We start from the raw sequence: 18,919 nt of genomic DNA, 5'->3' as shown, positions 1-18,919 counted from the left end.
AGATTAACGATACGCCCCCCGCTGGCAATCGGGCGCTGAGGGAAGGTGAAAAAGAAAAGCGGGCGGATGTTCTCACCTGCCGTACCAGTCTCGAATGCGTTTACGCAGCGGCTGCAAATCACGCCTCATATCCACAAACGAGAGCACCACCACGCCTCGGTCCTCTGGCGAATAAATAATGCCATAACGATTCGCGACAAGCAGCTTCCGAGCAGGCTTTTCGAAGAAGCTGCCCATATGAGGCTGAGCCGAGAGCAATTCCACCATCCGCTGCACTTCCGCAATCAGACTCCGCCCGCTGTTTTCCCGGGCATCTTCAAGTTGTTCATAAACTTCCTGAAGCTCGCGTCCGGCTCCGGCAGTCCAAATGATTTCCATCATGCGACCTTCTGGCGGGAAAAAATCTTTCCTTTGAGGTCATCCCACGCGATACCGCTGTCAGGGTCATCGCGATAATCCTGAAGGCGCTGCTGCACCATTTCGCGCAAAGCCGGATTTCGCTGCGCATCCAGGAGCGCGTCCAGACACAGCTCCTCGGAAAGCTGGAGCTTTTCTTCAGCACTCAGAGAGTGGAGGGAGGGATGTTGCTCGATAACCATAGGGTTAAAATACGTGGAGGATTCCCCAAGCTCAAGAATTGATTTGGGATCACCCAACAGTAAACTCCAATTTTGTCACTAGGAAATCATCGAACGGGAGGGCGTAAGGCTGGCCGTCGTATTCCACATAGATGCGGCCGTTTCCGACACCCAAAATCTTGGCCAAGTCTGACAGACCCTGGCCAATCGGTTGATCTGGCACTGTAAAATATTTAACACGCCAGGAGCTGAGAGTGTCTAATGCGCTGGTTTTTTCGAAAACGAGAAACCGATCGGTGCTCCAACAAAGATCATCATACACCACGACCGTGTGATCTTTCGGGCAGTAAAAAATGCGGTTTTCAAGAGAACCTTCGTTACCCGTGGAAAAAAGACTTTCTGCCTCAGCGACGAGCTTGCCATCCCAGAGAAGCTGATAACGAGATGCCGTGCGTGTGGGGCCATAAGGAGTTCCATCGGCGTGGGTGGCTTTTCCGAGCTTCAGCTTCAGAGTCACATGGTCTCCGAGTTGCATGGACTTGAACCGGTGGCCCGGTCCTTTGGACTCGTCGGTTTGCGGGACATCATCCAGAGTGCATTGATATCGGCCAAAGAGTTCCACAAAACGGGCTTTCGCCTGACGCAGACTATCGTCCATCCGCTGTCTCTCGGTCCGAGCACGAGCCTGCTCGGCTTGGTAAGTGCGCTTCCACTCGGCATTCTCTTTGTAAGCTGCCGAATGACATCCGGTGAGCATGCTCAATCCAAGGAGCATTAAATAGATTCTCTTCATCGCAGGCTACTTCCCCAGCACCCTCTCCAGCCCCTCCAAAGTCGTCACCGGCGCCTGGCACGTGAAATTCTCGCACACATACGCCGCCGTCTCCCCCTTCACCGGCTTCATCCCGGCGAGCACCTCATTGTGCTTCGCCAGCCACTCCTGGCCCGCCCCACCATCGGCGCACAAAACTACCGCAGTTGGGAGGAAGCGCCGCCGCACATTCCCGGCCATCGCTTTGAATCCATCGCTCCCCACATCGCCCGCCAGTACGATCTGCTGCTTGCCGCGGTGGTGCATGTCATACGCGATCGTCATCACCGGCACGGAGGATGGGCTGTTCTGCAGCGTGGAGCCAAACAGCGCAAAGATCTTCTCCGCCTGCTTCTTCCACTCGTCCTTGGCCAGCAGGGCGCTGAGGCGCACGAGATTGAGCGAGGCGAGCGAGTTTGGAGAAGGCTCAGCACCATCATAGTCCTCCTTGATGCGCAGCACGCTGTTCGGCATGTCCGTGTGCACGCTGTAGTAGCCGCCATTTTTCGTGTCGAGAAACAGCGCGTCCATCTCTGTCTGCAAAGCCGTGGCCCACTGCAGCCACTTCACGTCAAAGGACGCCTGATACAGATCGATCAGCCCGTGGATGAGGCAGGCGTAATCAATCGCAAAAGCCCGGGGGCCGCGCTCGCCTTCGCGCCATGAGCGGTGCAGCTCCTTGCCGGGCGTCGTGCAGAGCTGGTCATGCAAAAACTGCGCGGCATCCGCGGCCAGCTTCACCATCTCCGCATCGCCAAAGGCTGCGCCAGCGCGCGCGAGTCCTGAGATCATGAGCCCGTTCCATGCGGCAATGACCTTGTCATCCAGATGCGGGCGCGGGCGCTTCGCTCTCGCTTCCAGCAGCGTGGCCGTGCCTCTGTCGATGATCGCTTTGATCTCCTCCGGCGACTTCTTGAAGTATTCCCCGGTCTTCTTGAACGACGCCGCGCGGTATAGCGTGTTCAGCCCCTTGAGCTCTCCATGCGGATCGCTCTCCGCGCGCGCATTGCCATCGCGCCGAGCGCCGTAGGCGTAGCGGAAGATGCTGCCCTCTTCCTTGCCCAGCAGTTCGTCGATCTCGGCTGCCTTCCACACGTAGAAGGCTCCCTCGGTTTTATGGCCTGCCTCCGCGCTGGCCAGGCTGTCCGCATCTTCAGCGGAGAAAAAGCCGCCGTCCTTCTGCCGGAGGTCACGTTTCACATACGCCACCGTGCTGCGCACGATGCCTTCAAACATCGCATTCTGCGAGATCTGCCACGCCTCGGTGTACGCCGTGAGCAGCTGCGCCTGATCATACAGCATCTTTTCATAATGCGGGATGTGCCAGTAGCCGTCCACGCTGTAGCGATGAAATCCGCCGCCGAGGTGATCCCGCATGCCGCCGTTGGCCATGCCGCGCAGCGTTTTCACCGTCATCTCCATGGCCCAGTCGCTTTCGGACTGGCGGTCTTCGCCTTTCCGCTCCGCCAGAATGCGGTGGATGCGCATCAGCATGTTCAGCGACGTCGGCCTGGGGAACTTGGGTGCGCTGCCAAACCCGCCCTCGTGGTAGTCAAAGGTGCCCGAGAGATCGTCATACGCCTTCTGCACCAGCGCATCGTGATCGATCTTGTCCAGCGCCGTGTTCTCATTGTCCAGGTGGTCCTGCAGCTTCTCCACCGAGCGCGCCGCACGTTCGTCGATCCCCTTGCGATCTTCCGTCCACACCTTGTGCAGTTCGCTGAGCAGATTTTTAAAGCCGATGCGGCCCGGCGTGTTCTCCGGCGGGTAATACGTGCCGCCGTAAAAGGGCTTCAGCTCCGGCGTGAGGAAGACGCTCATCGGCCACCCGCCATGACCGCTCGCCGCCTGCACATACGTCATGTAGGTCAGGTCCACATCCGGCCGCTCCTCACGGTCCACTTTGATAGGCACAAAGTTGTCGTTGATGATCTTCGCCGTCTCCTCGTTCTCAAATGACTCCCGCTCCATCACATGGCACCAGTGGCAGGTGGAGTATCCGGATGAGAGAAAGATCGGCTTGTCCTCCGCCTTCGCCTTCTTGAACGCTTCCTCGCCCCACGGCAGCCAGTTCACCGGATTGTGCGCATGCTGCAGCAAATAAGGCGAGCGCTCCTTGGCTAGGGCATTGGTAAATTTGGGGGGCTGGCCGGTCGTATCACTCATGGTTGGGGGTAGAGAGATAACGTCCGCATCCAGCGCGGGGTTGCAAGGGGGGAAGACGATCAGGAGGTCAAGGAATGGTCAGGCCGTCAAGAGTCTTGCCCCTGCCCGTCTTGACCCTCTTGACGCGCAGCTCCTGACTCCTCGACGGCGGAGCCCTCCTCCTTCTTCGGCAGCATCTTGGCCACCACCCACAGCAGCGCCCCCACCACCAGCGCCAGCGCTACCCAGATCCACGGACCACCCTTGCCGGAGGCGCCGTTCGGACCGGCCTCAAATCCGGGCAGCTTTTCTTCGTCTCCCAGCATGCCTGCCACCTTGGTGGCGCTTTCAAACTCGGGCCTCACCAGCTGCAGATCATAGCGCGTGTAGGGCGCATTCCGGTTGCCGTAGCACAGCTGCACCGGTGTCGTGTCCGGCACACGAAACAGCAGCCGCACCACAGGATACAGCACTCTAGCGGAGGTGATCGTCAGCCGCGCATTGTCGCCATTGTCCGTCGCCACCCGGATCGTGGGTGCGCGGGGCGCGCTGTAAAGAGAGAGGTGAAAGGTCGCCGGAGGCTGCCCGGGCCGGCGCTGCCAGTTCGCATTGCTCAGGATGCGCTCGAAATGCCCCCGCTCCGTCTCGTGCTGCTCAGAAACGGTAAGCGTGCGTGCAAACAAAGGCGTAGGCGAGTCCAGCAGCAGCTCGCTGGCCGGGAAATTCGCAAACGGCATCTGAATGTCCCACTTTGACCACGTGGGCGCCTGGGGATCCTGAATTTCGGCGATCGTCACCGGCTGCTCGCGTTCCACCCCCGGCTTGATGGCCAGAAAGGGGATCTGATGTCCGTCCCGCACCACGCGCACATCATGCAGGTCATTGGCGGAGCAGGCCAGCACCTCGGGCGTCAGCTCCACCACCACCACGCCGGCCTCCGTGAACTTCACCGGCCGCTGAAATGACCACGGCGAAACATCGATCGCAGGCCCCACGTCCCCCACATCGGGTGCGGTGGCCGTTTTGTTAAAGACGGGGTTGGGCTCCACCGCGCTGGCCATGCCGGACTGCGCCGTCGCGTCCCGCAGCTTTTCGCCGAGCGCGGCGATGTCATAGCTTGGCTCCGCAGCTTGCGCATTCCCGATGTAAAACAGCCAGTCTCCGGCGGCGTCCGCCTGAAACACCACCGGCATGGGGTGCCGCGTCGCCTCGATGTGCTCGATGCGCAGTGGCGGACTGTCGCCATTGCGGATGACCAGCTCGATCTCGCGTGTTGTGGCCAGCTGCTGCACACTCATGTCCAGATCCTCCGCACTGCGGCCTTCGTACTGCAGCCGGAAGAGCCTCGCACGTGCATTCAGCAGAGAGACCTCCCGCTGAAACACCGGCTCCGGCGTGTGCAGGCGCAAGCTGCCCAGCAGCACATTCGCGCTGCCCAGATCGAGTTTCAGATGCGTTTCCCCCGCGGCCTCCGTCCGCCCGCGGATCGTCACCGCCTGCGGCAGCGTGCGCAGTTCCGTCAGATCTTGCCGCACCTGCGCGCCGATGAACACCACCGGCTTGCTGCGCGAATCGTCCACCGTCACGCGGAAGTGCGTCCATGCCGCAGAGGCAAAGGTGAAGCGCAGCTTTTCAGTGCCGCTCTGCCGGAAAAGCAGGGCGTTGCTGGCCAGCGTCTGCCAGCGCGCGCCATCCGGACTGGCCTCCAGCGTGGCCGATTTGATGAAGTGCGGCTCAGGCGTTTGCAGCAGCACCTCGGAGATCGTGCTGCGTGCGGGCGCTCGAAATTCCAGCACGGTGTTTGAGCCGCCCGGATTCAGCGAGCCCTTAAATTCCGGCACCTCCACCATCTCGGGCCGGATGATTTTTGGCAAAGCCAGGATGTAGGGTGTTTCCGCCCCGGCCGGACTCACGATCCGCAGGTCGTGAAAAGCCGCGCCACCGTCCGTCTTTGAAGCGCCGAGCAGCGCAGGCTCGAGCTCCATCCGGGTCAGCCCCGGTTTCGTGATCCGCACCGTCTGCCGGTGGGTCCACGCCGCGAAGTCGGCGGCATGGACGGCGGAGCATGCACACAGGGCTGGGAGCAGAAGATGCAGTTTCATGATTTGTCTTCAGTGAGGAAACGTTGATACAGGAAGGAAGCGGCCAGGGCAATGACGGCCACGACCATCAGTGCGCCGATGCGGTAGATGCTTTCGATGTTCGCCAGATCATGCAGGAAGAGTTTCAGCAGCGCCACCGCCAGCAGACCCACTCCCGCGTAGCGCGTCGGCGCATTCCTCTGCCAGATGCCAATGATCAGCAGAGCCAGCGCATACAGCGCCCACGCGATGGTGTAGGTCATGTCACGGGCAAAGTTGCCGTCGAAGTCAAAGGTGATCGAGCTCTCTCCCGCCGGTGTAAACGCATCCGCGATCTCGATGTTCAGCAGCAGAAAAATCAGGATGCCGCCCAGCGCGCAGAACAGCCCGCGCAAGTTCACGCCGCCCCAGCGGTCATTCGGCGGCGTCAGCCAGCGTGCTGCCGCAAACATCGCCAGCGCCGAAAGGCTGTAGGCATAGAGCTGCCAGTTCAGGATCGCTGTCTCACCCCTCACTTGATATTCCAGCACCGCTGGATTCAGCGCCAGCCGCACAAATGCTGCCACCAGCAGCACCGTGCCCGTGCCACGCAGACCTGCATGTGGCACGCGGCGGAAGAGCCAGCACAGCGCCGCGCCCTCCAGCGCCCAGCCCAGCGTGATCCACTGCTTCTCAAACTGGATCGGAAAGATCAGCGTGATGAAAAACAGCGCCACACCTCCGAACCACGCCAGCTGCGCGAGGCGCGCTGGGTTCTCCGCCCCGTGCTGCTTCAGCACAAAGACCAGGCACATCAGCGGCGCGATCGCGAAGGCCACTGGCAGCATCCCCATCATCTCATTCGGCCAGGTCTGCCCCACCACGCGGTACACCAGCCCGAACGTTCCCAATCCCGCGGCAGCCGAGGCGATCCACGGCATCTGGCGCGTGGCAAAGTGCCTCTCAAACACCAGCGGAAACGCGGTGAAGATCGCATAGAATCCCAGATACCAAAGCAGTGGCGTGTTTGGGTGCTCCACGCTGAAGCTCTGCTGGTGCCAGATCCACTCCAGCGCCAGCACGCAGCCCAGCGCCGTGGGAATCAGCACCGTGATGCCGCTGATGCGCGCCAGCCCCAGCAGAAACACTGTGAGCAGCAGCGCCAGGCCAAAGATCGGTGAAGGGTTCGCCACATGCAGATGCACCGTGGCCAGAATCAGCAGCGCAAACGGCAGCACCGCCGAGCTCACCGGCAGCAGCCCCGCCAGCGGCACCTTCGGCATCTTGCGGGCGATGGAGCTGCTGGCGAGTCCAAACAGCACGGCAAATCCTCCCAGCACGATGAGGAACTGCTCCAGGCTGCTCGTCGTGTTGACGGGCAGGCGGAACATCCACGCCCCGGCCGTGATCAGCGTCAGCGCCAGCGCAGCCAGCACGGGAACAAGCGCGCCCGTGAAAATCGCCAGGCCGATGATCAGCAGATCCACCAGCAAGATTGCGGGCCACAGCATCAGGCTCACCGAGTCTAGGCACAGCACCGGCATCAGCAGCAGCACGAGGGTGATCACCGGCGTCCAGCTCATGAAGGCCGTGGCAGTCTGGTTGCGCTTCTGCCAAAGCACCGCAAAGGCCGTGTGCAGCAGGCCAAAGCCCAGGTAAATGCAGAGCGCATACGGCAGGAGCTCGGCGGTCAGATGATCGGCGGTCCACTTGGTTAGATGCAGGAACGTCATTGCCGCGACGATGCCTTGGGCGGCGGCCACACGCGGCTGCTGCCACACCACCCCCATCACCACTGCATTGATGCCCAGCACAAAAGTGTACAGCAACACCGGGCGCTCGGCGATGGCCCCGAAGCCGAGAAACACCATTGCCGCAAACATCGCGCTGCCACACAGCGCCAGCGCTGCACCGGCGGGAAAGGCGTCCTCATCATTCCGCTGCCGGGACCACCAGGCCGCCAGCATGAAAAGAATGGCAAACCCCAGAAACACGCCCACCGGAATCCACGTCGCCGATCCCATGGCATAATGGGACGAGTGGAAAAACTTCATCATCCACCCCCCCTGCATGATGATCGTTCCTGAAGCCGCCAGCGCTGTTAGGTGCAGCCAGCGCTTGTGCTTTGCCACCGCCAGCACTCCGATGTCCAGCAGCGCAATGTACCCGAACAGCCCACCCGGATTGTCATGCCCCGTGGAGCAGAAGATTGGTGTCAAAAATCCACCCAGCATCCCCAGCACCGCCACCACCTGAGCCTGCATGCGCACCGCCAGCAGAAAGGCCGTTGCGGTGATGAGCGTCATCAACCCAAAGGTCACAAGGGCGTGATTGAACGGCGGAATGTGATACAGCGCATGCGCCGCGTAGCTCACCCCGTACAGCACCACGATGCCCGTGGCGCACAGCGTCTGCCCGAGAGTCGCATACAGCTTGCGCCGCTCGATCACCACACCCGCTCCCACCAGTCCGGCGCCAATGACAAAGCCGATTGCCGTCCGCAGCTCTGGCGAAATCCAGCCGCGCTCAATGCTCAGCTTCACAAAGAAGATGACCCCGAGGAACAATGCCAGACCGCCAACCCACGCGAAAAGCTTGGCACCCATGAACTGCTCCAGATTGATGCTCGGTACAGGAGCACGCGCAGGGCGCGGCTTGGATTCGACGGACCGGATAACGTCCGCAGACCGTGCGGGTGGTGGCAGTGGCACAGACGCGGGCAGAGACCCGGCCCCAGCCACCACGGGTGAAATAACCTGGGCCGCTTCGGTTTCCGCAGGCGGGATCGGCGGCGGCGCGGACCGCGCCACCACAAAGACCGGTTCGTCCGATTCCGCAGGCGGCGGCGTTGCAGCTGCCTCGACGGCTGCCACAGGTGGCGCCGCAGGCTCCACAAGGGCCACAGCAGGAGCGTCCTGCCGCAGTGGGGAAGGCAGGGTTTTGACCCCCGCCTCCAGTTTTTCGATCCGCTCAATGAGCTGCGCTTCACGCTTGATGCCGCGCGCGGTCGCGTCGCGCAGCGCTGCAATCTCCCGGCCCAGCTCCTCGGCGCGTCGCCGTGCTTTGGTGGCAAGAACAATGGAAATGACCGGCATGACGAGCACTGCGCCTGCAACGATCACAAGTAGGAAAATGATTTCGTCCATAACACCGCTCAGTCTCTCAGGATCAGCCGCCAAGGGAAATTGATATTTCCTGGTGGCATCATTGATAAACCGTATAGCCTACCCCCAGGCCATGAATGTCCATCACCTCGAACTTTTCTACTATGTGGCGCGGCACGGCGGTGTGAGTGCGGCCGCACGCGCCATGCCCTACGGCATTCAGCAGCCCGCCATCAGCGCACAGATTCTCCAGCTCGAAGACTCCCTCGGCGTCACGCTGTATCAGCGCCGTCCGTTTCAGCTCTCGCGCGAAGGGCAGGCGCTCTACGATTTCATCTCCCCTTTCTTCGGCGGCCTCACGGAGATGGCGGACCGCCTGCGCGGAGGTGGGGAAAACCGCCTGCGCATTGCCTCCGCGGAGGTCGTGCAGCGCGACTACCTGCCGGAGCTCTTTGCGCGCATGCGCCGCCGCGTGAAAGGCTTCCACTTCACCCTCACCCACGGGCGTCAGCAGGAGATAGAGGCCCTGCTCGCCTCCCAGGAGGTGGACATCGGCTTCGGCACGCTGATGGAAAAAAACACAGCGAACATCGAGTCACGTGAGCTCCTCCGCCTGCCCATGGCGCTGCTGGTGCCAAAGCAGAGCGGCATCACCAAAGCGGAGCAGATCTTCGAGAAGGATCGCATCGATCTCCCGCTCGTGGCGCTGGAGGCCAGAGACGTCGTCTCACGCTCCTTTCAGGCAGCCCTGCGACAGCGCGGCATTGAGTGGCTGCCCAGCCTCGAGGTCGGCAGCTTGGATCTCGTTCTGCGCTACGTGGTGGAAGGCTTCGGCGCCGGCCTCGTGCTGCGCCACCCGCGCATCGAGCTGCCCCCGACCGTAAAGGCTCTGCCGCTGGAGGGCTTCCCACCCCTCTGCTTCGGCGCGCTCTGGACTGGCCGCCTGTCACCGCTGGCGGAGTCCTTCCTTGCAGAGGCTGCTGCGCTGGCCGGCGAACTCTCTGCGTAAAAGGCAGTGCATTCCAGGCATGAATGGCGCTCGGTTAAGCCTCTCGATCGCGAGTGTTCCCTTTCCTTCTCCGCGCGTCTTATACCACGAACAGTAGAAACGGGTCCATCATTCGGGAACGAGCCCGCCTCAGCTAGTCAAAAACGCCGATCTTTGCGGAGCGTTGTGTGGGACCAGGATGGTCCCAATCCGCCAGAGCTTCGCCACGCGCACGGATTGGAGGAGAGGGATCATCCCGATCCCTCAACGCTCCGCAATTACCCACCGCTCCGCGTCCACCTAACCTTTGCCTTTCTGGGGCAAGACAAGACCTCTTTTCAACTGCTGATGGTATGACACTGCAAAATCACCTTGGCTGAAACAGCTTTCGCCCCTCGCACCAGCCCTGAAAGGGCTGCGTCATACAGCCCAGGGTCAGCCGAGCCTTGGCGAGGAGACCCTGGGTTTGCCGCAAGCGCACCGGGAAGCAAAGCCAGCACTTCGCCACACCCACCGGTCACCAGCAGCGTCTGCAAAACGCTCCGCCGCACGCCTGCCGCCAAGCCCCCGGCTAACCACGATAACCCTCTTTAACCGAGTGCCATTCATCCCAGGCACTTTTGCAGTCACTTCAACATTCAAATGAATAAGCTTTGCGCCGATGCGTCCGAGCTGGGGAACATGAAACGTACCTCGCTCCTTCTTCTCGCTTCTTTGACTTTCGCCTCGGCACTCTCCTCCTGCGTTGACTACGGAGGCGGCTACTATGGCTCCACAGGCTATGGTTCCGGAGGCTACGGCTCATACTACTCCTCCGGAGCGCCCTATTACGGCGGCGGCTATTCCAGTGGGGGTTACTACTCCCGCCCGGTGGTGTCCTACAACAGCTACAGCACCTACTACCCCCGTCCGTCCGTGAATTACCCCAGCCGCTCGTATTCGTCGCCGGGCTTCGCTTCATTCTTCAGTGGCAGGGGTGCGCCCACGCACCACTCCAGCCACGGCTATTCTTCGGCACCGGTGCTCAATCACCACCAGCACCACTCCGGCAGCCATATCACGGCGAGTCCGTTCAGCACTCCCTCCGGGTTTGGAAGCAGCTCGCACCATTCCGGAGGCAGCTTCGGCAGCATGTTTGGCGGCAGCAGCTCCCATCATTCCAGCGGCGGCTTTGGTGGCGCACCTTCAGGCAGCTCGGGCGGCAGTTCCCACCACAGCGGGCATCACTTCGGCGGCAGCTCCTCGTCCGGAGGTTCTGCTCCCGCTTCCAGCCACTCCGGCAGCGGGCACCACAGTGGCCATCACACTCTGCACTGATGGAGACCGGTTCTGGAAAAAGGTGATCGTGTGATCCGGCTCACTGCTGCGCGGGCAGGTGGCCGAACACTCGCGGCTTCCCGGCGCCTTCCCACAGCATCATGGCGGGGCCCTTGCCATCCTCCACATCGCCGCAGAAAAACACCCGCGGTTTGCCACCCACCTCCGTGGCGCAGAAGGCGTCCACGTGCTCATAGTCCTCCGTGATGATCTCCGTTTTGCTCAGCGCGTGGGACATCGCGGCGAGGTGATCTTGCGTTGATGGAGAATCGCTGGAACTGGGCGCGTAGAGCGGCTTGGCGGGCATCGGTGTACGCACCAGTGCGGCCATGTGGTGTCCGCGCAGCTTCGCATAGATCCATTTTCCAGCGGGTGCCACATGCTCCACCCACATACTGCCGCCATTGGCTTCATCCGTGTTCAGGACTGCCAGCGGGGCGATGCGCGCCCCCACCAGCGTTCCCAGCCGTTCGGTGCCGGTGTCGTCATCCACCTGGATCCCGCCCTCCCACAGATCTCCGTGGGAGACGAAAAACAGCCGTCCGTCCGTCGAAAAAATGCCGCTCGTGGCATCGTCCACACGGCGGCAGAAAATGGAGAGGAAGGGCTGCTTGCTCCCCGGCTTGCGGCCGTAAAAGGTGCCACGGCTTGTCGCGTCAGCCGTTTCATTGCCGCTCACAAAGAGGCAGTCCGTCAGCGGCGTCCCCGGCACGGTGGCCACAAACAGGTCCGCGGCATTAAAGACAGGTGCCGTGGCGCACACATGCTTCACCGGTGTGGCGGCTCCGGGTGTCCACACCCACACGCCGTTCTTCGCCAGAAACAAAGCCTCGCCTTCGCTGCCTGCAGCCACGCTTTCGATGCTTTCATCCTTCAGTTCGGGAGGCAGAGGAGCCCGGGTTATTCTCCCCGTGGCGATGTCCACCTGCAGCAGTCAGTCGATCCCCCTGCCTCCCAGGCCCATCGTCACCGTTTTGCCGTCTTTCGAGAAAAAGGCTTCGTTTGCCACGCTGCGCTGAAGCGGCAGCATGAGCGCCAGCATGGCACTGGCGAGAAGGACCGGCAGTCGTGAAATGCTCATGGCGTACGGGGTAGGTCAGCCTGACTCCAAGTCAATCCACATCGGCCCCTGCCTCCATGCTTACGAGGGCCGATTTTTTGGAATAAAAATCACCCCTTGTGCATCTCATGAAGCGTTCCTCCTATTCCACCGTTTATCTCCACCCATGAAAAAAGTCATTCTCCTCCTTCTCGCCGCCACCGCCAGTCTCACCCTCGCCAGCGACTTCCCCAAAGGCAGTCCGGAGTTTAAAACCAGCAGCACCTCCGCGCTGAATGCCGCTAAAAAATCCGACAAGCCCGTCATCATGGTTTTCTCCGCCGCCTGGTGCCCGCCCTGCCAGGCCATGAAAAAGGATGTCTATCCCAGCGAAGAGGTGAAGGCATTTCATGACAAATTCGTCTGGGCCTATCTCGACATCGATGACGAGAGCAATGCCAAAATCGCCAGCAAGTACGGCGTCAACGGCATCCCTCACATCGAATTTCTCGATGCCTCCGGCAAACAGATCGACAAACAGGTCGGCAGCACTCCCGCCGCAGCGTTTGCCAAAACGCTCCAGGGCATACTTACCAAGGCCAAGGACAAGTAATCCAGCCCTTGTCGCGCAGGAAGCCGGACCTTCCCGGCTTCCCCCGCCGGGAGCGCGGCACTCCGATGCCGCTCTGGAAAAGCTCCCTTCAAAACCAGCTCGCCCGCACTGCACATCGCCCCCGTGGCAATGAAACAGCCTTCTCAGCACCGGTCTAAATTTGCGAATACGCCGCACGCACCAGCACGATGTTCGTGATGCGTGACACGATCTCCTTGTCCGTAAAACCCGGCGTCGTCTTCAGCTTTGTCCACTCCGGATCCACGCGGAAAGTATTCCACGCCTGATCCTTCGCCGCCGCGTCATTGAAGCTCAGCATATACGTTAGGTTCGGCATCAGCGGCCCCACGATTGTCTCGCCAAAAAACACCGCATTCAGCCCGCTCCTTTTGAAGATCGCAAGCTCGCCGATGTTAAACATCTCGATCTTCTTCTTCCCCGTCTTCTCCGTCGGGCTTTCGTAGATGCGCAGCTGATACACCTTCCCGCCCTTCGCCGGCACATCCATCGCAGGCATGCCGGAGATGCCCTGCGTCAGCCAGCTCTCCACGCGCTCATAGACGACATCCGTGGCCGGCGCATCCAGATACGCCGCCCCCTGCTTCTGCAAAGCCGCGTCACTCAACAGTTCCGCGCACTTCGCCAGCTGATCCAGCGAGCCATAACGCAGCACCACATACACCACTGGCGCGCCCTCCGGCTTCTCCGGCAGAAACACGCCCACATTTTTCACGCCCAGCCGGTTCAGCGCGGGGATGGCCGCGTCCTTCAGGTAGCCCTCCAGCACCGCCTGCTTCTCCGGGCCTTTGAGCGTGTATTTGCGGATTTCAAAATACTCGCGCGCAGCACCCGCGGGCGCCTCAGCAGCAGTCAGTTCTTGTGCAACGCCGACCAGCCCGCTGGCGGCCACGGTGGTTTTGAGGAAGGTGCTTCGTGTCATGGGAATGAGTTGGTGTGAACAAATGAAAGACGAGCCAGGATTAAACAACTTTCGCCAGCGCACCCGCCAGCGCCGCATGGCTCTTCTTCGCGGCCGCCACCGGATCATAACCCGGCTTGTTAAAGATCTGCCCGCTCACCTCCACCACCACCGGTCCGGTGTAGCCGTGCTTCTTCAGCGCGGTAAAATACTTCACATAATCCGTCCGCCCCTCGCCCGGCAGAAGAAACTGAAACTTCGCCGCATCACCCGTCGAGTCCTTCACATGGATGAACTTCGTCCGCGGCAGCAGCAGCTTCATGCTCTCCTCCATGTCGATCCCCTGCAGCTCAAAGTGACTGTAATCATACGTCACCTGAATGGCCGGAGATTTCACCTGATCGATCAGCCACAGCAGCCGCTCCGGCGAGTTCACCGCGCTGCCCACATGCGCCTTGATCGCGATGACCGTCTTCTCCTTTTCCACCACCTCCGCCCATGACTTCAGCTGTTCCACCATGCCCGCCTTCTGCTGCTCCCACGTTGCCGGCTTGCCGCCGCACACCGTTTCCATGATCGGCGGCTGCGCCGCATTCATGTCCCGCGCCACCTGAGCCGCATCTGTGATCGTCTGCAGCGCCAGCGCACGCCCCTTGTCATCTGCCGTCAGGCTCATGTTCACCATCAGGCACGGCAGCTCCAGCTTCAGCGCAGCAAGCTGCTGTACCGCCTCCTTGCGCGCGTCTGCGGAGAAAGACTTCGGCTCCGTCGGAAACCCCGCATTCAAGGCCAGCTCCACATTCGAGTAGCCGATCTCCGCACAGGTTTTCAGCGCCTCATTCAGAGCCAGCGTCTTCATTCCATAGAGGCTGAATCCCAGGCTGGGTCCACCAGCAGCAGCCGCGCGCGCAAACGATGGCAAGGCAGCAAACCCCAAAGCAGTGTGAAGAAAATGGCGGCGTGTGATCATGAATAATAAAGGGTTGGATTTCCTGATAAACTACTGGGCTCCCTCTTCCTTGCACAGGAAGTTTCACCACCATCCCCACGAAATCCCTGAGAGACAAATCCCCGCCGCCGCGTTCTCACGCCCCACCATGAAACGCACCCTCCATCGCCTCGCCTTCTGGGCGCTTCTCGCACTCCCCATGGCCGCCGGTGCCGCGGACACAGCAAAGACGCTCAACGTCCTCTTCATCGGCAACAGCTTCACCGGCCGTCACAATCTCTGCTCTGTGGTCAAGGCCATGGCCGAGGCGGGAAATCCAGGGCTCACTTTCAACACCACAGATGTCATCTACGGCGGTCGTACCCTGAAGGACCACTGGCGCCTCGGCACCCAGAACATCGTCAAACGCTCCACCCTCACCGAGGCCGAAGAGAAAGCCACCATCGCCACGCTCGAAAAGACGCTCGCTGAAAGCCCCAAGGACAACTACGCCAAAATCGCCCTCGCACGACATCTTGAAATCCTTCCGAAGATCGAGGCCCATCGGAAACCGTGGGACATCATCGTGCTTCAGTCCTACCGCGATGACATCGAGGGAGATCCCACCGCCTACGCCGAGTATGCGCCCAAATTTGCCGCTCTCGCCAAAGCCCAGGGCGCGCGCGTCATCCTTTACGTCACCACGCCCGGCACGCAGAACGAAAAACCCCTGAATGCCGCGCCCGACCCCGCTCCCGTCCTTGCCAAAGAGCGCGCCATCGCTGCTCTCGCCAAAAAGATCGACGCCTCCGTCGCTCCCATGGCCCTGGTCGCACTGCGCTGCCAGACCCAGCGTCCGGACCTGACGCTGCGTTTCGTCAATGACGCGCACCTCAATCAGACCATGGCCTACCTCACTGCATGCACGCTCTATTCCGCCATCTTCAGTCAAAGCCCCGTCGGCCTGCCCGTCGACTCCGTCACGGACATTCGCAGCCAGGAGAAGCCCAGGCCAGATAAAACCAAGGACCGCGATGGCAATCCCATCACCCGCAAATTCTCCGAGAAAGACCGCGCCGATCTCCAGCGCATCGCTTGGGAAGGCTGGCAGGAATTTCAGAAGCTGCCGTGATGGTTCTCACAGCCTCCCGCCGTAATTTCCTCATGAGCAGCCTGCCTCATGACACAGCCCGAAATCCCGCGAAGCCGCTGCCCTGCGTATTCCTCGCCTTTCTGTGCCTGGCTGCCATCCTGCCGCTGCAGGCCGAAGACGCCATGCCGCAGCCCATGCCCGCTGAAGACGATGGCGCCATTCCGCGGGTGGTGAATATGGAGGAGTTCGAAGCTCTCGTAACGAACTCTCCCTTCACCCGCTCCCTCGGCGTCTCAGACTCCCTCATCCTCACCGGCGTCGCCCATTTCGAAAAGGATGTTTACGCCACCCTCCTCGACACCAAAACCTTCGAGTCCCACGTCGTTTCCAGAGTCCCCAACTATCAGGGCTGGCAGCTCGTCGGCGTCGGTGGCGTCAGCGAAGAGATGCAGACCTGGTCCGCCAAAATTCAGGTGCCCGGCGGCGAAGTCATCTCCGTCCGTTATCAAAAGCCCCCGCCAAGACCCCCGCGCTCAAAATCAGGCGGCAGCTCCGGCGGCTCCGGTGGCAGCACCCCGCAGCTCACCTCCTCTCAGCTGAGCGAGGCCAAAACCGCCGCCGTAAATTACAAGGAAGGCTTCTCCTCAGACGGCTACCCCAAAGCCCCACCCCCCGAAATGGTCGCCAAACTCGGGCGCCTCAGCACCTCCCAGCGCGAGACCATCAATCAACAAATGCTCGGCCTCCGCAACAAAGGCCTCGGCCTCGACGAACGCCGCAAAATCTACGAAGGCCTCGTGGACCGCTCCTTGCAGCAGCGGTAGGCCGTGTTTGAAAATCTGGGCGGTAAGCAAAGACATCTTCCCGAACAGCGCAGCACTCCGGTCGTAGGTTGGGTGTGTTTGGCGTCGAAGGCGTTGCGATGCTCCATGCCATCCTCCGCCAAACCGCCCGACTGCGAGGACATCCGTACCCCACAAACCCACCCTCACGCCGGCAGCCAGCCACCCTGGGAGCCCCGCACTCCGGTCGTAGGTCGGTTGTATTTGGCGTCGAAAGCGTTTTGATGCTCAATCGCATCCTCCGCCAAACGGCTCGACTGCGAGGACGCCCGTACCCCACAAAGCCATCCTCAGGCCGACAGCCACCCACCCTGGGAGCGCGGCACTCCGATGCCGCAGGGCTCCGCAGGTGCAAGATGCTCCGCGCTTCCGTTTGATGACTCTCCGTCACGCAACATCGCCGTATGTCCACGTTGGGCCGCAGCGCCCCCCAATCACCTCCCCAGCGCCTTCGCCGCCGCCCTTTGAAACGCCTCGCGCACCGGGCTTGCATCACTGTTCGGAAAGTTCGCCCTCTGCACCATCAGCACGTAAATAACCTCCTTCTTCGGATCAATCCACGCCTGCGTCCCCCACGCGCCCCCGTGGCCAAAGGTGCCAGGCGAAAGCATCTCCGCCAGCCCCTCATGCGGCTCCTTCAGCACACACGCACCGATGCCCCAGCCATAGTTCTTCCCGTGACTGCCAAACTCCGCCTTCTGAAAAAACCCACAGGGCAGATCCCCCGTGTGCACTGAGGATAGAATCTTCACCGCCTCCGGACTCAGGATGCGTTTGCCCTCCAGCGTCCCGCCATTCAGCAACATCTGGCAGAAGCGCGTGTAATCCTTCGCGCAGGAATACAGCCCCCCATTCCCCTGCGGCGGCCGACCGCGTTTGCCAAAATCACCACGTGGCGGCACCGCCTCCAGTTTGCCGCTCTCCTTGTTCTTCGCATACCCCGTGGCCACGCGGCTCCACTGCGCATCCGTGGGATAAAAAGTCGTGTTCGTCATGCCCAGCGGATCAAACACACGCTTCTGCAAAAACTCATCAAACGTCATCCCGCTGATCACCTCCACAATCCGTGCCGCCGCATTGATGCCCGACTGGCAGTACTGCCATTTCTCTCCCGGCTCGAACTGCATCGGCGTCGCCAGCCAGATCGGCACCAGATCCGCCAGTGTGTGCGCCTCCTGCGCCTTCGCACCGCCCGCCTCTCCCAGGCCCGAGGTATGCGTCAGAATCTGCGTGATCGTCAGATTCGCCGCCTTGCCCGAAGGCGTTTTCAGCCCCGCAAACTCCGGCAGATACTTCGCCACCGGGTCCGCGATGTTCAGCTTCCCCTCATCCTGCAGCATCATGATCGCCACCCCCGTCACCGGCTTCGTCATCGAGGCAATCCAGCACATCGCATCCACGCTCATCGCCTTCTGCTTCTCGATGTCCGCCATCCCATTCGCCTCCAGATGCACCACCCCATCCTTCTTCGCCACCACCGTCACCACCCCCGCCACCTCATTCTTCGCAATCATCCCCTCCATCGCCTCTCCAATGCCACGAAGTTTGAGGGTATCCGCGAAAGCGACAGATGACAGGACGAAAGAAAGCAGAAGCGTGCGCATGATGGTGTGGTGAGGACTATCGAACGCAGCCAGGGAGCCAATGTTGCCGCTTCGTGGCAAATGAAGGTGCCTCAGAGGATTGCAACGCAAGAGTTTAGAAGACCGCAGAGAAGGCCATTTCATACCTCGCTTTCGGTGGTTCAACGTTTGAATTGTCTGGAGAAACACTTGGCCTCTGTGGCCATGGACATTGCGTGGAAGTTGAAGCACAGGCCATTTTCGACTTGTGTCGCCTTCAATAGGGAGCGCTGGCGCGCCAGATGAATGGAGTCCAGTTTTTTGGCGCAAACGATGCCGACCATGAGACGGCCTTCGACCACCATGGGAATTTGTTTGGTGCTGGTGATGAGCTGTTGGCGGAAAGTGATATTCGCAGGCAGCCGTTGATCCACATGGAGGCCGCGCGACTTGATCTCATGCGCCAGTGCGGTTTCGTAAACACTGCGAAGAAGGCCGGCACCGAGAATGTGCTGCACCTCGATTGCAGCGTCGATCACTTCGTATGACAGGGCATCAATCGGGGTGCCCGCTGTCATGGCACTCCGAGGTTTCAACGCTCTCGAAGCACTGTTGGCCCGCCGCACAATGCCATCGCGCAGTACAAGGCTGCCAAAATTCATCAGCAATCCAAGTTTCATCTGCGCGAGACGAAGGTAAGTGAGCAGTTGGGCTTCATGCAGAGGATGAAGTTTTTCGACGGCCTTCAGCTCCAGCAGCAACCTGCCAGCCACCAACAAGTCCATCCTGTAACCACAATCGAGGTTCGCGCCTTTGTAGATCAGCGGGAGCGGCACCTGGCATTCATTTTCTATTCCCATGGCCATCAGTTCCAAGTGGAGCGCACGTTCATAGTCTGCTTCATCCAGTCCCGGACCAAA

17 protein-coding genes are annotated in these 18,919 nt (G+C 60.9%); 5 read left to right on the top strand and 12 right to left on the bottom strand.

Going from position 1 to position 18,919, the window contains the following annotated elements; genetic code table 11:
- Positions 1 to 72: 72 nt before the first annotated feature.
- The 6 genes from ACILSR_RS27970 to ACILSR_RS27945 form a co-directional block, all read right to left on the bottom strand.
- Positions 73 to 381, bottom strand: coding sequence for a type II toxin-antitoxin system RelE/ParE family toxin (locus ACILSR_RS27970; RefSeq protein ID WP_395753116.1), 309 nt, complete (start codon positions 379 to 381; stop codon positions 73 to 75).
- On the bottom strand, positions 378 to 599 hold the full coding sequence (locus tag ACILSR_RS27965; protein ID WP_395753115.1) for a hypothetical protein: 222 nt from the start codon (positions 597 to 599) through the stop codon (positions 378 to 380). The genes ACILSR_RS27970 and ACILSR_RS27965 overlap by 4 nt, the downstream gene beginning before the upstream one ends.
- Positions 600 to 648: 49 nt before the next feature.
- The gene (locus tag ACILSR_RS27960; protein WP_395753114.1) at positions 649 to 1,371 is read right to left on the bottom strand and encodes a hypothetical protein; all 723 of its coding nucleotides are present in this window, start codon (positions 1,369 to 1,371) and stop codon (positions 649 to 651) included.
- A 6-nt stretch (positions 1,372 to 1,377) separates the two neighbouring features.
- A complete protein-coding gene (locus ACILSR_RS27955) occupies positions 1,378 to 3,555 on the bottom strand; it encodes a thioredoxin domain-containing protein (protein WP_395753113.1) in 2,178 nt (725 codons plus the stop codon).
- An 86-nt stretch (positions 3,556 to 3,641) separates the two neighbouring features.
- Complete coding sequence (locus ACILSR_RS27950) at positions 3,642 to 5,636, bottom strand: hypothetical protein (RefSeq protein WP_395753112.1); 1,995 nt, start codon at positions 5,634 to 5,636, stop codon at positions 3,642 to 3,644.
- On the bottom strand, positions 5,633 to 8,740 hold the full coding sequence (locus ACILSR_RS27945) for a DUF2339 domain-containing protein (RefSeq protein WP_395753111.1): 3,108 nt from the start codon (positions 8,738 to 8,740) through the stop codon (positions 5,633 to 5,635). The genes ACILSR_RS27950 and ACILSR_RS27945 overlap by 4 nt, the downstream gene beginning before the upstream one ends.
- Before the next feature lie 91 nt (positions 8,741 to 8,831).
- Here ACILSR_RS27945 and ACILSR_RS27940 point away from each other — a divergent pair, with 91 nt between their 5' ends.
- Both ACILSR_RS27940 and ACILSR_RS27935 read left to right on the top strand, forming a co-directional pair.
- Positions 8,832 to 9,707, top strand: coding sequence for a LysR family transcriptional regulator (locus ACILSR_RS27940; protein WP_395753110.1), 876 nt, complete (start codon positions 8,832 to 8,834; stop codon positions 9,705 to 9,707).
- Positions 9,708 to 10,367: 660 nt separating this feature from the next.
- The gene (locus ACILSR_RS27935; RefSeq protein WP_395753109.1) at positions 10,368 to 11,003 is read left to right on the top strand and encodes a hypothetical protein; all 636 of its coding nucleotides are present in this window, start codon (positions 10,368 to 10,370) and stop codon (positions 11,001 to 11,003) included.
- Positions 11,004 to 11,043: 40 nt separating this feature from the next.
- On the opposite strand, the gene ACILSR_RS27930 is transcribed toward ACILSR_RS27935, so the two are convergent.
- Positions 11,044 to 11,928 carry a hypothetical protein gene (locus tag ACILSR_RS27930; protein WP_395753108.1) on the bottom strand — a complete coding sequence of 295 codons (885 nt, stop codon included), beginning with the start codon at positions 11,926 to 11,928 and terminating at the stop codon, positions 11,044 to 11,046.
- 9 nt (positions 11,929 to 11,937) lie between these two features.
- Positions 11,938 to 12,084 (bottom strand): hypothetical protein, encoded by a 147-nt coding sequence (locus ACILSR_RS27925; RefSeq protein ID WP_395753107.1) that lies wholly within the window; start codon positions 12,082 to 12,084, stop codon positions 11,938 to 11,940.
- A gap of 145 nt (positions 12,085 to 12,229) precedes the next feature.
- Here ACILSR_RS27925 and ACILSR_RS27920 point away from each other — a divergent pair, with 145 nt between their 5' ends.
- The gene (locus ACILSR_RS27920; protein WP_395753106.1) at positions 12,230 to 12,655 is read left to right on the top strand and encodes a thioredoxin family protein; all 426 of its coding nucleotides are present in this window, start codon (positions 12,230 to 12,232) and stop codon (positions 12,653 to 12,655) included.
- Between the two features lie 154 nt (positions 12,656 to 12,809).
- On the opposite strand, the gene ACILSR_RS27915 is transcribed toward ACILSR_RS27920, so the two are convergent.
- Positions 12,810 to 13,595 carry an NIPSNAP family protein gene (locus ACILSR_RS27915; RefSeq protein WP_395753105.1) on the bottom strand — a complete coding sequence of 262 codons (786 nt, stop codon included), beginning with the start codon at positions 13,593 to 13,595 and terminating at the stop codon, positions 12,810 to 12,812.
- Positions 13,596 to 13,635: 40 nt separating this feature from the next.
- Complete coding sequence (locus ACILSR_RS27910) at positions 13,636 to 14,544, bottom strand: sugar phosphate isomerase/epimerase family protein (RefSeq protein ID WP_395753104.1); 909 nt, start codon at positions 14,542 to 14,544, stop codon at positions 13,636 to 13,638.
- A 127-nt stretch (positions 14,545 to 14,671) separates the two neighbouring features.
- On the opposite strand from ACILSR_RS27910, the gene ACILSR_RS27905 reads away from it, so the two are divergent.
- Both ACILSR_RS27905 and ACILSR_RS27900 read left to right on the top strand, forming a co-directional pair.
- The gene (locus ACILSR_RS27905; RefSeq protein ID WP_395753103.1) at positions 14,672 to 15,634 is read left to right on the top strand and encodes a hypothetical protein; all 963 of its coding nucleotides are present in this window, start codon (positions 14,672 to 14,674) and stop codon (positions 15,632 to 15,634) included.
- Positions 15,635 to 15,666: 32 nt separating this feature from the next.
- Entirely contained in the window at positions 15,667 to 16,419 is a 753-nt protein-coding gene (locus ACILSR_RS27900) for a hypothetical protein (protein WP_395753102.1), read from the top strand.
- A 452-nt stretch (positions 16,420 to 16,871) separates the two neighbouring features.
- Here the strand turns inward: ACILSR_RS27900 and ACILSR_RS27895 are convergent, their stop codons facing one another.
- Positions 16,872 to 18,041 (bottom strand): serine hydrolase domain-containing protein, encoded by a 1,170-nt coding sequence (locus ACILSR_RS27895; protein ID WP_395753101.1) that lies wholly within the window; start codon positions 18,039 to 18,041, stop codon positions 16,872 to 16,874.
- 140 nt (positions 18,042 to 18,181) lie between these two features.
- On the bottom strand, positions 18,182 to 18,907 hold the full coding sequence (locus tag ACILSR_RS27890; RefSeq protein WP_395753189.1) for a GxxExxY protein: 726 nt from the start codon (positions 18,905 to 18,907) through the stop codon (positions 18,182 to 18,184).
- Positions 18,908 to 18,919 lie beyond the last annotated feature (12 nt).

Origin of the sequence: Prosthecobacter sp. (assembly GCF_044222565.1) — a bacterium.
Taxonomy (GTDB): Bacteria; Verrucomicrobiota; Verrucomicrobiia; order Verrucomicrobiales; family Verrucomicrobiaceae; genus Prosthecobacter.
This window is presented reverse-complemented; position numbering and strand designations above follow the sequence as displayed.